This window comes from Mucilaginibacter gilvus (assembly GCF_004054195.1).
Taxonomy (GTDB): domain Bacteria; phylum Bacteroidota; class Bacteroidia; order Sphingobacteriales; family Sphingobacteriaceae; genus Mucilaginibacter; species Mucilaginibacter gilvus.
In genome coordinates this window covers 420,946-434,194 of record NZ_SBIW01000003.1, presented here as the reverse complement: position 1 = coordinate 434,194, position 13,249 = coordinate 420,946, and the positions used below count along the sequence as shown (strand labels likewise).

Sequence of the window (13,249 nt, the reverse complement as noted above, 5' to 3'; positions counted from 1 at the left end):
GCTGCAAGGGTTTAAACGCGTGTAAATTTATAAGGGTAAACCTTGCCCGATGCCCATTGCGCCACATACAGGTTTTCGTCGTTATCTACGCATACATCATGCGGGTTCAAAAATATCTTATCGGCCTGGGACATGGGTTGCAGTACGCCATCTACATAAACCGGTTCGGTGCCACCGAGGTTAGATACCACCTTGTTGTTTTTATCCAGAATAGTAGTAAAGCCGGAGTTTTCCTTACCCAGATCGGGCGAGCGCAGCACAGCGGCGTATAAATGATCGCCTTTAATAACCGGGCGGCATACGCAGGCACCGGGCAGTTTAATAACTTCCTGGAGCTGGCCATCCATACTAAAACGTTTGAAGCAATTACGGGTGCGGTCGGTTATCAACAATGTTGGAGTGCTGTAGCGCCGGTCAATCACAATACCGTGGGCATTATCCAAATGCTCGTCGCCTTCGCCTTTCCCACCGAAAAAGCCTCTTAGCTTGCCGTCCTTATCGTAATGGGTGATGTATTGCGCACCGTAGCCGTCGGCAATAAAAATATCGCCATTGCTGTCGATAGTTGTTTCTGTTGGGACAAACTCTTCTGCTTTTTTGTACACACCGGTTTCCAGTGGAACATTAATGGTCATCAATAATTTACCATCCATCGTTGTTTTGTAAACCTGGTGTTTTACGGTATCGGTGATGAACAGTACCTCGATACCGTTCTCGTTGAACAAGGTAAGCCCGTGCGCGCCCGGGAAATCGTGGCCCCAGGTGCTCAGTAACTTGCCCGATTTGTTATAAATGAGCACATTGTTCTTTGTCTCGTTCGTCAGCAGCAAAATGCGGCCCTTGCTATCCTGTACCATCTCGTGGCAATCGTTCACGGGGTTCTTCTGCGAATCGGCCTTGCTCCATTCCTTATCCAAACGGTAGCGCATATTGCCATGGCCATAGATAGGTCCATCATTTTTGGCTAACATATCTTTTGTAATAAAAATACCTGCGGAGAGGACTGATGTGTTCTTTATAAATTGTCTTCTTTCCATTGACACGATTTTAGGATTTATGGATTAACACGATTGTTGAACTATTTTTTTCAAGTCTCCCCCTTCAGGGGGAGATTTATAGGGGCATCTTACGTTATTATCCCCTTCACCACATTGCCTGCCACATCTGTTAGCCTGTAGCGGCGGCCCTGGCTTTTAAAGGTTAATTTTTTGTGGTCGATGCCTAATTGGTTAAGGATGGTAGCGTGGAAATCGTGTACGTGCACCGGGTCTTTCACAATGTTATACCCAAACTCGTCCGATTCGCCGTAAACCATACCGGGCTTAATCCCACCTCCTGCCATCCAAACGCTGAAGCAGCGGGGGTGGTGGTCGCGGCCGTAATTGGCCACATCCAGTTTGCCCTGGCTGTAATTCGTTCTACCGAACTCACCACCCCAGATCACCAGTGTTTCATCCAGCAATCCGCGTTGCTTTAAATCGGTAACCAATGCGGCCGAGGCCTGGTCAACATCCTTGGCCTGCCCCGCCATTTCCTGCGGCAGGTTATTATGCTGATCCCAGCCCTGGTGGTAAAGCTGCACAAAGCGAACGCCGTTTTCAGACAGCTTCCTCGCCAATAAACAATTGGCCGCGTAGGTACCCGGTATCAAACATTCGGGACCATACATTTTTACAATATCGTCCGATTCCTTCGATACATCCATTATCTCGGGTACCGCGGTTTGCATACGGTAGGCCATCTCGTATTGCTGTATCTTGGTGTTTATCTCCGGGTCGCCAAATTGTTTATAGTTAATATCGTTCAGCGCTGCCAGGTTATCCAGCATCTTGCGCCGCTCGTGGCGGTTCAAGCCTTCCGGATCGTTCAGGTACAGGATAGGGTCCTCCCCGCTGCTGAACTGCACCCCCTGGTGGATAGAATCTAAAAAGCCATTGCTCCAAAGTTTGGAGTATACGCCCTGCCCGTTGCCTTTGCCTTTGGAAAGCAGCACGGTAAAAGCCGGTAGGTTTTTATTCTCGCTCCCGAGGCCATAGCTCACCCAGGAGCCCATACTGGGGCGGTTACCCTGCTGTGCCCCTGTTTGAAAGAAAGTAAGCGCAGGATCGTGGTTTATAGCGTCTGTGTTCATGCTGCGGATAATGCAGATATCATCCGCTATCTTGCCGATATGGGGAAACAGGTCGCTGATCCAGGCGCGCGACTCGCCGTATTGCTTAAAATCGTAAAAAGAACCAACCAGGGGGAACGAGGCTTGCTTGGCGGTCATCCCCGTCAATATCTGGTCACCACGTACCGATGGCGGCAGCTCCTGCCCCATCATTTGGCGCAGCTTGGGTTTGTAATCGAAGGACTCCAGTTGCGAGGGCGCGCCATCCTGGAACAGGTAGATCACCCGCTTGGCCTTTGGCGCAAAGTTGGGGATGCCGGCAATAAAATCGGCTTCCGCTTCATCGCCCTTCCCACTGAACAGATCGGGGATCAACAGCGAACCCAACGCAACGCTGCCAATGCCCAGGCTCAGCCTCGAAAGGAACCTGCGACGGTTGATATTTAGCCTGCTTTCTAAAAAGTCTTTTTCCATATCAGGTTTTTGTTATCGCCTCTTCTAAATTGTACATCGCGTCAACTACTTTCATCATTGCCGCCAGTTTCACTTTATCTGCATTGGCCGGCACGGGGTATTCACCTACTTTCAGCAGCTTTTCCGCGTCGGCCTTTGTCATGCTCTTTAGCTCGTCATTGTAGTAAGCCGTTAATATCGCCAGTTCTTTTTCCTGCGGATGCCTGCACATGATGAGGCGGAAGGCCTTGATGATTTTATCTTTCGATTGACTCTTATCCTGCAATAACTTAGCTGATAACACCCTTGCCGATTCCAGCACGGTGGGGTCGTTCAGCATCACCAGCGCTTGCAGCGGTGTATTGGTGCGCAAGCGTTTTACTTCGCACTGGTCGCGATTACTGGCATCAAAAATTGCCAGCGATGCCGGCGGAACGGTGCGTTTAATAAGGGTGTACATTCCCCTGCGGTACAAGTCGGGGCCGTGTACCTGTTTATAGGTAGCCAGTTGTCCCCTGCCCGATGTGGCATTCTCCCAAAGGCCGGGCGGCTGGTAAGGATTTACGCTTGGGCCGCCAATTTTGTGGTTCAGCAAGCCGCTGCTGGCTAAAACCAGGTCGCGCACAAACTCCGCCGGTAAGCGGTTACGCGGGCCGCGCGCAAATAAAATATTATCAGGATCGGTTCTCAACTTGTCCGGACTAACCACTGCCGACTGCCTGTAGGTAGCCGACATTACCACCAGCTTCACCAGCCTTTTCATATCCCAGCCATGATCCCTAAAATCAACCGAAAGCCAGTCCAGTAGCTCGGGGTGAGAAGGCAGATCACCCTGCATACCAAAATCGCCGGAGCTCTTTACAATGCCCCTGCCAAAAAATTCCTGCCAAACCTGGTTCACAAAAACCCTTGCCGTAAGCGGGTTGTTTTTATTGAAGAGCCACTCCGACAGGCCCAGCCTGTTCTTTGGATAGTTCCCTGTAAACGGCAGGATTGATTTTGGCGTACCCGCGCTAACTTCATCGCCATGGGTATCATAATTACCACGTTTTAAAATGTAGGTGGGGCGCACCTTATCGCTATCAGCCATAATGGATACGATAAGCTTATCAGTATCTTGCTTATTAATGAATTTCAGCACCTTTTTCACATCGTCGTTGCTGATCTGCATCATGGGCCGCTTGGCATAAGTTTCTGGGCCGCCGACGGTAGATTGCAGCCCCACTTCTTTCACGCTGTTGAAAAAAGCGAATACCTCGTAGTATTCTTTTTGCGAGAATGGGTCGTACTTATGGTCGTGGCAGTGGGCGCATTCCAGCGTTACACCAAGCATGGCCTTGCCGAAAGTGTTTGTACGGTCGGTAACGTAGCTTACCCGGTACTCTTCATCTATTACGCCCCCCTCTTCGGTAATTTTATGGTTGCGGTTAAATGCCGTTGCCAATATCTGTTCTTTGGTGGCGTTAGGCATCTGGTCACCGGCGAGCTGCCAGGTGATGAATTTATCGTAGGGCAGGTTCTCGTTAAAAGCATGGATCACCCAATCGCGCCATGGCCACTGGCTGCGGTAATTATCATCCTGGTAACCGTGCGAATCGGCATAGCGCGAAACATCCAGCCAATGCAGTGCCATTTTCTCGCCATACTGCGGGCTTGCCATTAATTCATCCACCACTTTTTGATAAGCGTCCGGGTTTTTATCGGCCAAAAAGCTATCCATTATTTTGAGGGTTGGCGGCAAACCGGTAAGATCCAGCGCCAACCTTTTCAGCAGGCGTTCTCTATCAGCTTCCGGGTTGGGCTCGAAACCCTTTTGCTCCATTTTTTGCAGTACAAAATTATCAATAGGATTTTTTATCCATGCGGTATTTTTTACCTGCGGGATAGCTGCAGCGTGCGGCGCTACAAAGGCCCAGTGCTTCTCGTATTTAGCGCCTTGCTTTATCCATTTTTTTACCAGGTCTACTTCAAATGGGCTAAGCTTTTTTAGGTTAGATGATGCGGGCGGCATTTGCTCGGCGGTGTCTTTGGTAGAAATGCGGCGGTAAACTTCCGACAGGGAGGGGTCGCCGGGGACAAGCGCGTGTGCTTCGGGGTTATCTTTTAAAGCGCTGTATGCAATCTCCGGGATGTCCAGCCGTAAGTCGGCTTCCCGGTGTCCGGCATCGGGGCCATGGCACTTAAAACACTTATCAGAAAGTATAGGGCGGATGTTAAAATTGTAGCTCACCGTATCGGGGATCTGCTCCTCTTCCATCTGCTGCCCTGCGGAGTTGCAGGCGTGCAGGCAATATAAAATGCAACCGGCTATCAAAAGCCATACGAGATGCAACTTCCGGAACATGGGAAAATAATTTGGTTTACGATCAGTGCTTTTTCAAATGTACCTAAACCAAAACATTTTTCGCCCCAAAAAATTAACCTTTAAACAACGTAATTAAAATTTTACTTTGGCTATGATGGACAACAAAGCAATTTACCCGCAATGCGACCGGCTACTGGATCAGCTATCCAAATTCGACAGTGAAATGCTGGACCTGGGGAGCAATATAAACGACGACAGTATCCGGCTGTTCGAGAAGGGGATCGGTTTTAATTTGCCGCTCGACTTTAAATATATCCTCACCCTGCACAACGGCATATCATTAATGGGAACCGAGGTTTATGGACTTGATGATGAATTGAAAGAATCGTCGTTAAACAAGATTTATCATTTTGAACACTTCGGGGCCGGCAACCCCATGCCCGCCCATTTCCTGCCTTTTTCGCCGGATGGCACCGGCAAATACTATTGCCTCGATCTTTCTAAAATAACAAATGGCCTTTGCCCGGTAGTTTTTTGGGAGCACAGTGTTACCTACCTATCGTTAAGCAATGTAGAAGTTTGCAACAACAGCTTCATTGATTGGGTACAACAAGTGATGATAGACTGGACGCTTGCAGATTATAATTACGACGGGAGCGAGAAATAACCCGCTCCCGAAATTCGTTTAATCTACGGCTACGTAAACCTTCGATTCAATGTCCTCAAAACTTTTGCCGGCAACATCGTAAACATCAAAGTCGGCAGTGTAGACCCGGCCTTCGGCAGTGGCCCAAATATGCTGCCAAGTGGCCGCGATGTTTGCCGGAAATTTTCCCACTGGCGTGTAAACATCGTACTTACCCGGCGCGATAGCTTTGCCGGTAAAACCCTCGGGCAGGTATTCAATAGAACTTACTTTACAACCAAGGATTGCGGTGTAGTAATCGGTATGATCCGATTCATAATCGGTGTATACACAATAGAGTTCGTTGCCTTCCTTGTCTTCCAATTTGTCGGCCAGGTTCTCCTGGGTGAAGCGCTGCCAAAGGCTGCCGATATCTTTATCCGCCCGGCCTTCCTGGTTGATGGTACGCACGGAGATGCCTGCTACGTAAAACATGGGTGATTCTACTGTTTTAAAGTCCACTTTGCTGTATTACTAATTGGGTAGTGTATCAGTTTGAAATATAAAGGTAGTTTAATTACCGTTATAACTTGTGGTAATGGGATTTGGGGGATTAAATAAAATAGTATTATGGAAAAGACAGAGTATTTATTCAGCGAAGAATCATTGCTTAAATCAGACATACCGAGAGAACAATGGCCATTAAAAGAGGGAGCGATAATAACCACCCCTATTAGCTATTTTGAGCGTTATGGTATTTTAGAGGAATCGGTTCATTTAACACACCAAACTGTCCCTCAGCAAGAGGATAACACAATGACATAGTTGTGATTAGTTGGTTATCTATAATAGTAGCGAAATCAGGGACTTCAACTTCTGTGTAATTGACCTCAATATATTGTTCTAAATCATGGAAAGTAACTATCACATCTAAATAATAATCGCTCACCCGTCGATATACAATATAAGCATCTTGTGACTGTCCAATTACAGCATATAGCATTGATGCGTTTATGATATTATCAATCACAAAAGCGATATTTTTATGCCCATTGGATTGATTTGTTATTATAACCTTAGAAAAAGTATAGGGTAATTTGTTCATTGGATATTAGGTTTTTTGTGGGTTATAAACCTAATCAAATTATAATTATTTAGGCTACTTTCTTTTTATATGCTCCCCTTGTTTTAGGTGCTTCAATCCTTGCAAGGTTGGCAATATCCTTAATGCTCATTACATCTTTCATTATCCCCGCTTCCATTGCAGGAGTAACACGTAGTGTCTTATGTATCTTACAGAAGTTGTAATAAACAAAGTGCAACGATATTGCATAACAATGGTTCTCTAACTTCTTGCTGAATGCATTAGTTAACCTCGTAAACCTGCGCATGTGCATACGCATGGTTAAATTCTGCCTCTCTACATAAGAGGTTGAAACTAATTTGCTATCAGGATTGCCCGAAACATACTTAATTTCTGTTTTAGTAAGTGGTGAGGGGCTATAACGGCTCTCCGTGTGCTTCCTTGCGCCTTTAGGGTTGTCAGAGGCGTATATCTTCACCAACTGGGCAAAGTCTACCTTACGACCGAAAGAGTTCCTTACAGCCTCTACATACGCCTTTAAACCATCTGTTGTTAATTGTACCCTGTTGTTTAACCTGCTCTTTAGGTCAAGCATGAATTCGTTAGCTGATGTTGCATCCCTGTTACCAACCAAGTAAGAAACAATCATTTTACTATCAGCATCTATGGCAGTCCAAGTCCAAGCATCACCCATACCGTCCGCTTTGTCCGCTGCTGTAGCCTTTCTATCTTTCATCCCGACAAACGACCATATCTCATCACACTCCACACGGGTGGTATTTAATGAGTGTACATTTTCATCGTGGAATATTTGGCATGCCTTGCCAGTATCAACTAATACTTTGGTGATAGTATTTACGGATGCTCCGGTAATTTCAGACGTACCCCGTAAACTAACGCCCTGAACAAGGCAATTGATTATCTGTACTCTCTTTTCTGTTGGTAACGAATTCATACTGCAAACATAATGATTAATATCATTTGTCAAGCATAAAAATCATTTTGAAATTAAATAGTTCGATGTGTTGTTGTTATATATATAATAACCTGTATTTTGTCACCACAAAACAACTATATGAGCAAAAAATTAGATATAACTGAATTGCAATTCAATCATTTGAACCATGGCCACTATTTAAGAGGTTTGCTCATAAATGAATTTTCCGGTCTTGAAAAAAAGATTGAAAGGTTTATCGTTACCTATTTTTTGGGAGATAGCAATATGCAAAACGAAATGTCAGATGTGCTGTTGGATAGGCTAACTTTTGAGGCAAAGAGAGCATCTTTTAAATCGATTATAGATAAGAGGTCGGTAAAGAATGGGTTTAAAAAATCCAAAAACAACAAATATCCAGAAAGTGCGCTTTTTGATGAAATAAGAAGATTAAACGACCATAGAATTTATTTCGCCCATTATATAATGGTAATGCCATCTACAATTGACGAAAATATTATTGGATTAGCGGAATTTAGAGACAGTGTAAAGATACTTTGGTATTCAGAGAAAGAATATCAAAAATTAATTGCTGATATTAATAGAGTATCAGATAAAATAGAATTAATGATTGAAGATTTAAAATCCACATGATCCCCTCACTACTTTGTTCCGTTTCGAACCGTACTAATTTCGATCTACGGGGCTCATATGCGTCTTTAATTTCGTTCCATCAAATGTAACACTTTTTTACTAATCTTTTTTACCCCACCGCTTTGCTGCAGCCTTCTGGGCTATCTCTTTACGCCGTTCGGGGGTTAACTTGTCCGCTCTCGCTTTACCGCCTCTCAAGCCTCCTAAACGCCCGAGCGCAACCGCTGATTCATTCTTTACATGCTCTATTGGGTTCTCACCTGTTACCTGTTCCAGTATAAAGAACGCCGTTTCGTTAATATCTCTCTTTGCCATTATTCGTATAAGTTATAAGACAAAGCAAAATTAGTACTTCTTCGGTCAAGCATCAAGTATAAATAGCCCGATTTCAAACTGATACACTACCACTAATTGTTATATAGGTTTATAATTATACTAATTAACAGATTATTATAGGATTTATATTAATAAACTATTTATATTTTAGCGAATGAGGGCATACTACTATGTTATAGCTTATTTTGCAGTTACTATTTGTTATACCAGTTTATAATTAACTAACAAACAGCCATTCTAAAACCACCTAACACCTTCTGTCTATTTATATCCGAACGAGCTTACGCTCGGCTTTTCGTCCGCAGTAGTTGCACAAAAGGTAAGATTTTTCATCAATTCCTTACCGTTAAAAAAGCGTTCTATGGTTTTTATCAACTTTACCTAACTTTTATCAGCCGGGAAAAAGAGCGTAAAAACCGATAGCTTCTTACCCTTAAACGCGTTACCGATACAAAATACATGGTATAAATACAATAGCTATTTAGGGCAAAAAAAGAGGAAGCAACAACATATATTTATGCCCCTGCCCTACTCTATTGCCGTTCTTATACCTCCTCCAATAACTTCTTCAAGCCGCCGAATATCGCCTGCCAACTCCCATCAGAGTGCTCTTTGGCCGCCTCGTCTTTGATGTTATCCTGGTTTATAATTAGGGCGGTAACCCCATCTTTTTCATTAAGTTGATAGCTGACTGTCTGGTAATTTTCCGGTTTATCTTCCAGGCCGCTCATGCTGCTCCAGTAGGTATATTTCACATATTCGCCGGGCGTAATTTCCAGTATCGTGCCCTTATCCTGGTAAGCTTTACCTTCCCATTCGCCGCTCCAAACGATAGGGCTGCCCTCCATCCAGGCCGACTCCTGGTTGGTACCAAAGAAGTATTGCTTCACCATTTCGGGGTCGGTTAGTCCGTTCCACACTGCTGCTTTTGGCGCGTTGAAAGTAATTTCGGTTGTTAATTTTAAAGTTTCCATTGTTTATGTTTTGGTAGTAGGTGTCAATTCTCCTGTTATCATTGCCGATCTAATCACCCTAAAGTCCAGTTCGCCTATCTCAAAAAAGCCGAACCTGAACTTAAATCCCCAGGCTTTTTTGTTTTCTATAAACTCAAGCCCGTCAATCAGCGGCGCTATTGGTGCTTCTTCGGCCTCATAAAAGTCCACGTTACGGCGGTAAGGTGTAAAGTCTTCCGCCATTTTATGCTGATATATGTTACCGTCGCTTACCCTGCCAATTGCGGTAAAAGCCTGCAGGGGTTCCTTGCCGCTATAACTCAGTTTTGGCGAGTAAAATACAATCCAGTCGCCCTCATTCAGCCGTTTAAGCGAACCTTCCTTGCCATGGTTGGCCTGCATAAAACCTCTGGCAACGCCGCGTTCCAGATGTTCTTTTGACACAACGGTTATCCAATATCGTGGTTCAGCTTTCATTTATTTAAACAAGATTAATGTTATTCGTTTGCACGGGATGGCAAAGAAAGAAGGGCGGAGTGACAACTGTATGTCAGCAGGGGTTGAATAAATGATTTTCTATAGCAATGGGTTTGAAACTCATCGCTATGACACCACCCTCCCCCCACAGATGTAACAATTGTATGATTTTGCCTTACCCAATAATTCCCAAACGAAAATTTAATAGTTTAGCAGTAAACAATCACTTCAAATGAAAAAACCTTTACTTTTTTGTTTTTTCCTGCTGATATTTCAATTATGCCGCGCCCAGGAAACTTTCCCGGTAAACGGCAGCTGGGATATCCGCCCCGGGAAATATGCGTTTACCAACGCCACCATCGTGGTAAATGCCGACCAAACCATCAACAAAGCCACCCTTTTAATTAACGACCGCGTTATTGAGGCCGTTGGTGCGCAGGTTACCGTACCAAAGGGTTACATCGCTATCGATCTGAAAGGCAAATTCATTTACCCGGGCTTGGTAGATGCTTACACCACTTATGGTATCCCCGATGCGCCCCGCACAGTTGGCGGCGGCTTTGGCGGCCCGCGTGTTTACACATCAACCAAGCCCGGCGCTTACGGCTGGAACGAGGCTATCCGCCCCGAGATCAATGCCAAAACCCTTTTCCATGTAAATGCCGATGCAGCCGAAACTTTGAAGAAAAACGGTTTCGGCACCGTGCAATCACTAATCCATGATGGTATTGCTCGCGGTACCTCTGTAGTGGTGAGCCTTGCTGATGAGCGCGATAATTTTGTGATCCTGAACGACCAGGCCGCCGCGCATTACTCTTTCAGCAAAGGAACCGCTGCTACCAATTACCCATCATCGTTAATGGGGAGCATAGCCCTGCTGCGCCAAACTTACCTGGATGCCGCATGGTACAAAACTCAAAAAACCGAGTACAATATTTCGCTGGATGAATTTAACCGCACCCAGGCGCTCCCGCAGATCTTTGAGGTGGGCGACCCGCAATCTATCCTCCGCGCGGTGAAGATCGCTAAAGAGTTCGGCAAACAATACATCCTAAAAACCGACGGACTGGAATACCAGCGCATCGCCGCTGTAAAAGCTACCGGCAGCACACTGATTGTCCCGCTTAACTTCCCCGCCCCTTATGATATTGAGGACCCGCTGGATGCCCGCAGCGTAAGTTACGAGCAACTAAAAGGCTGGGAACTTGCCCCTACCAACCCCGGCGTACTGGAAAAAGCAGGCGTAAAATTCGCTTTGACCTCTTACGGTATAGCCAGCGCTAAAGATTTCTGGACCAACCTGCGCAGCGCCATCAGTTACGGACTTACCGAGAAACAAGCGCTGAATGCCCTAACCACCATCCCCGCAGAAATGCTGGGCGTAAGCGACAAAGTGGGCACCCTGGCAAAAGGCAAAATGGCCAGCTTTATCATCACATCTGATAGCCTATTTAAGGCCGAGAACGTGATCTATGAGAACTGGGTAGAAGGCCGCCAGTACGTGGTATCAAAAATGGATGTAGCAGACCTGCGCGGAACTTATGCCCTTACCGGCGACGGATTTGCCAACACCGTTTTAAAAATTGGCGGCACACCCGCCAGCTACAATGTAAATATTGAGCGCACCGGCACCGATAGCGTAAAAGTAAGCGGCACCATCACCCGCGCCGGCGATGATGTAAACATCTACTTTAACTATAAAGCCAAGCCTGCGGGCGTCATCCGTTTGGCGGGGCATATTTCGTCGGTATCACCAATTACCATCCGTGGTAACGCTATATTGCCTGATGGAAGCTCGACAGGATTCAGTGCCACCTACACCGGTGCCGCGCCTGCAGGGCAAACACCAAAGCCAGCACCTAAACCAAATTTGGCGGTTGGCCCGGTTATTTATCCCTTCGCGCCGTTTGGTAATACCGAATTGCCTAAGGTGGAAACCGTATTGCTGAAGAATGGCACCGTTTGGACCAACGAGAAAGACGGCATCCTGCAAAACACTGATGTATTGTTAGAGAATGGCAAAATAAAGGCCATAGGCAAAAACCTGGCAGCAGGCAGCGCTAAAGTAATTGATGCCACGGGCAAAAACATTACCGCAGGTATTGTAGATGAGCATTCGCACATTGCGGCAACCGGCGGCATTAACGAGGGCACGCAATCGGTAACCTCCGAAGTACGCATTGCCGATGTAATAGATGCCGAAGACATTAATATTTATCGCCAGCTGGCGGGTGGGGTTACTACCTCGCATATTCTGCATGGCTCGGCAAATGCTATTGGCGGCCAAACCCAGTTAATTAAACACCGCTGGGGCTTATTGCCCGAAGAAATTAAGTTTGAGGGCGCTGATGGCTTTATCAAGTTCGCCTTGGGCGAGAATGTAAAGGGAAGCAACAACAACATCACCCCGGGTTCGGTACTGCGTTTCCCGCAAACACGTATGGGTGTGGAGGAGGTTTATATTGATGCCTTTACCCGCGCTAAGGAATACAAAGCCGCACGTGCCGTAAAAGGCAACACCGTGCGCCGCGACCTGGAGCTGGATGCCCTTGCCGAAATACTGGATAACAAGCGCTTTATCACCTGCCACTCCTACGTACAATCAGAAATTAACATGCTGATGCACGTGGCCGATTCGATAGGCTTTAAGATCAACACCTTTACCCACATTTTGGAAGGCTATAAAGTGGCCGACAAAATGAAAGCGCATAACATCGCCGGTTCTACCTTTAGCGATTGGTGGGCCTACAAAAACGAAGTTGCCGAAGCTATCCCCTACAACGGCAAGCTGATGCACGAAGTTGGCTTGGTAACCGGCTTTAACTCTGATGATGAAGAAATGGCCCGCCGCCTAAACCAGGAAGCCGGCAAAGCGGTAACCTACGGCAACATGAGCCAGGAGGAAGCCCTGAAACTGGTTACCCTTAATCCCGCTAAAATGATGCATGTGGATAACCGCATTGGCAGTATAAAAGCCGGTAAAGATGCTGACATTGTGATATGGTCGGCCAACCCGCTGAGCATTTACGCTGTTGCGGAGAAAACTTATGTAGATGGCATTTTATATTGGGATTACTCGCAGGATGCAGAAAAACAAAAAACGGTTAAAGCAGATGCGGCCCGTATCATCCAAAAAATGCTGGAGCTGAAAAACGCCGGGCAAAATACCCAAAGACCAGCCGGCGCGCGCAGGCCACGCTCCTATCAATGCGAAACTTTAGAAGAAGAAAACTTTGCAATAGCAGATGAGTACACCGAAATGGAAAAAGAACGCGCCGCGAAACAGGCAGCCAGCAAAATTAGATAACCCCAAATGAT

12 protein-coding genes are annotated in these 13,249 nt (G+C 46.1%); 3 read left to right on the top strand and 9 right to left on the bottom strand.

From position 1 onward, the window contains the following. Positions 1-11: 11 nt before the first annotated feature. The 3 genes from EPL05_RS07865 to EPL05_RS07855 all read right to left on the bottom strand — a co-directional run bounded on the left by EPL05_RS07865 (position 12) and on the right by EPL05_RS07855 (position 4,907). Positions 12-1,037: an NHL repeat-containing protein gene (locus tag EPL05_RS07865; RefSeq protein WP_128533397.1), complete on the bottom strand. Its 1,026-nt coding sequence runs from the start codon at positions 1,035-1,037 to the stop codon at positions 12-14. A gap of 89 nt (positions 1,038-1,126) precedes the next feature. Next, positions 1,127-2,584: a DUF1501 domain-containing protein gene (locus tag EPL05_RS07860; RefSeq protein WP_128533396.1), complete on the bottom strand. Its 1,458-nt coding sequence runs from the start codon at positions 2,582-2,584 to the stop codon at positions 1,127-1,129. Between the two features lies 1 nt (position 2,585). Next, positions 2,586-4,907, bottom strand: coding sequence for a PSD1 and planctomycete cytochrome C domain-containing protein (locus EPL05_RS07855; RefSeq protein WP_128533395.1), 2,322 nt, complete (start codon positions 4,905-4,907; stop codon positions 2,586-2,588). 112 nt (positions 4,908-5,019) lie between these two features. On the opposite strand from EPL05_RS07855, the gene EPL05_RS07850 reads away from it, so the two are divergent. Continuing rightward, positions 5,020-5,535 carry an SMI1/KNR4 family protein gene (locus EPL05_RS07850; RefSeq protein ID WP_128533394.1) on the top strand — a complete coding sequence of 172 codons (516 nt, stop codon included), beginning with the start codon at positions 5,020-5,022 and terminating at the stop codon, positions 5,533-5,535. Positions 5,536-5,553: 18 nt separating this feature from the next. Here the strand turns inward: EPL05_RS07850 and EPL05_RS07845 are convergent, their stop codons facing one another. The 3 genes from EPL05_RS07845 to EPL05_RS07835 form a co-directional block, all read right to left on the bottom strand. Then, on the bottom strand, positions 5,554-6,015 hold the full coding sequence (locus tag EPL05_RS07845; RefSeq protein ID WP_128533393.1) for a GyrI-like domain-containing protein: 462 nt from the start codon (positions 6,013-6,015) through the stop codon (positions 5,554-5,556). Positions 6,016-6,226: 211 nt separating this feature from the next. Beyond that, positions 6,227-6,598 (bottom strand): hypothetical protein, encoded by a 372-nt coding sequence (locus EPL05_RS07840; RefSeq protein ID WP_128533392.1) that lies wholly within the window; start codon positions 6,596-6,598, stop codon positions 6,227-6,229. Positions 6,599-6,647: 49 nt separating this feature from the next. Then, complete coding sequence (locus EPL05_RS07835; RefSeq protein WP_208394702.1) at positions 6,648-7,532, bottom strand: DDE-type integrase/transposase/recombinase; 885 nt, start codon at positions 7,530-7,532, stop codon at positions 6,648-6,650. A 120-nt stretch (positions 7,533-7,652) separates the two neighbouring features. Here EPL05_RS07835 and EPL05_RS07830 point away from each other — a divergent pair, with 120 nt between their 5' ends. Next, positions 7,653-8,165 (top strand): hypothetical protein, encoded by a 513-nt coding sequence (locus tag EPL05_RS07830; RefSeq protein ID WP_128533391.1) that lies wholly within the window; start codon positions 7,653-7,655, stop codon positions 8,163-8,165. A 99-nt stretch (positions 8,166-8,264) separates the two neighbouring features. On the opposite strand, the gene EPL05_RS07825 is transcribed toward EPL05_RS07830, so the two are convergent. The 3 genes from EPL05_RS07825 to EPL05_RS07815 form a co-directional block, all read right to left on the bottom strand. Next, entirely contained in the window at positions 8,265-8,480 is a 216-nt protein-coding gene (locus EPL05_RS07825) for a histone H1 (RefSeq protein WP_128533390.1), read from the bottom strand. 566 nt (positions 8,481-9,046) lie between these two features. Next, the gene (locus tag EPL05_RS07820) at positions 9,047-9,475 is read right to left on the bottom strand and encodes an SRPBCC family protein (protein ID WP_128533389.1); all 429 of its coding nucleotides are present in this window, start codon (positions 9,473-9,475) and stop codon (positions 9,047-9,049) included. A 3-nt stretch (positions 9,476-9,478) separates the two neighbouring features. Beyond that, positions 9,479-9,931, bottom strand: coding sequence for an EVE domain-containing protein (locus EPL05_RS07815; RefSeq protein ID WP_128533388.1), 453 nt, complete (start codon positions 9,929-9,931; stop codon positions 9,479-9,481). Between the two features lie 232 nt (positions 9,932-10,163). On the opposite strand from EPL05_RS07815, the gene EPL05_RS07810 reads away from it, so the two are divergent. Further along, positions 10,164-13,238, top strand: coding sequence for an amidohydrolase family protein (locus EPL05_RS07810; RefSeq protein ID WP_128533387.1), 3,075 nt, complete (start codon positions 10,164-10,166; stop codon positions 13,236-13,238). The last annotated feature ends 11 nt before the right edge of the window (positions 13,239-13,249 follow it).

What these genes read in the sequence shown, in the direction of transcription:
- EPL05_RS07865 (WP_128533397.1), bottom strand. Translation starts at nt 1,037, where the DNA reads ATGGAAAGAAGACAATTTATAAAGAACACATCAGTCCTCTCCGCAGGT.
- EPL05_RS07860 (WP_128533396.1), bottom strand. Translation starts at nt 2,584, where the DNA reads ATGGAAAAAGACTTTTTAGAAAGCAGGCTAAATATCAACCGTCGCAGG.
- EPL05_RS07855 (WP_128533395.1), bottom strand. Translation starts at nt 4,907, where the DNA reads ATGTTCCGGAAGTTGCATCTCGTATGGCTTTTGATAGCCGGTTGCATT.
- EPL05_RS07850 (WP_128533394.1), top strand. Translation starts at nt 5,020, where the DNA reads ATGATGGACAACAAAGCAATTTACCCGCAATGCGACCGGCTACTGGAT.
- EPL05_RS07840 (WP_128533392.1), bottom strand. Translation starts at nt 6,598, where the DNA reads ATGAACAAATTACCCTATACTTTTTCTAAGGTTATAATAACAAATCAA.
- EPL05_RS07835 (WP_208394702.1), bottom strand. Translation starts at nt 7,532, where the DNA reads ATGAATTCGTTACCAACAGAAAAGAGAGTACAGATAATCAATTGCCTT.
- EPL05_RS07830 (WP_128533391.1), top strand. Translation starts at nt 7,653, where the DNA reads ATGAGCAAAAAATTAGATATAACTGAATTGCAATTCAATCATTTGAAC.
- EPL05_RS07825 (WP_128533390.1), bottom strand. Translation starts at nt 8,480, where the DNA reads ATGGCAAAGAGAGATATTAACGAAACGGCGTTCTTTATACTGGAACAG.
- EPL05_RS07820 (WP_128533389.1), bottom strand. Translation starts at nt 9,475, where the DNA reads ATGGAAACTTTAAAATTAACAACCGAAATTACTTTCAACGCGCCAAAA.
- EPL05_RS07815 (WP_128533388.1), bottom strand. Translation starts at nt 9,931, where the DNA reads ATGAAAGCTGAACCACGATATTGGATAACCGTTGTGTCAAAAGAACAT.
- EPL05_RS07810 (WP_128533387.1), top strand. Translation starts at nt 10,164, where the DNA reads ATGAAAAAACCTTTACTTTTTTGTTTTTTCCTGCTGATATTTCAATTA.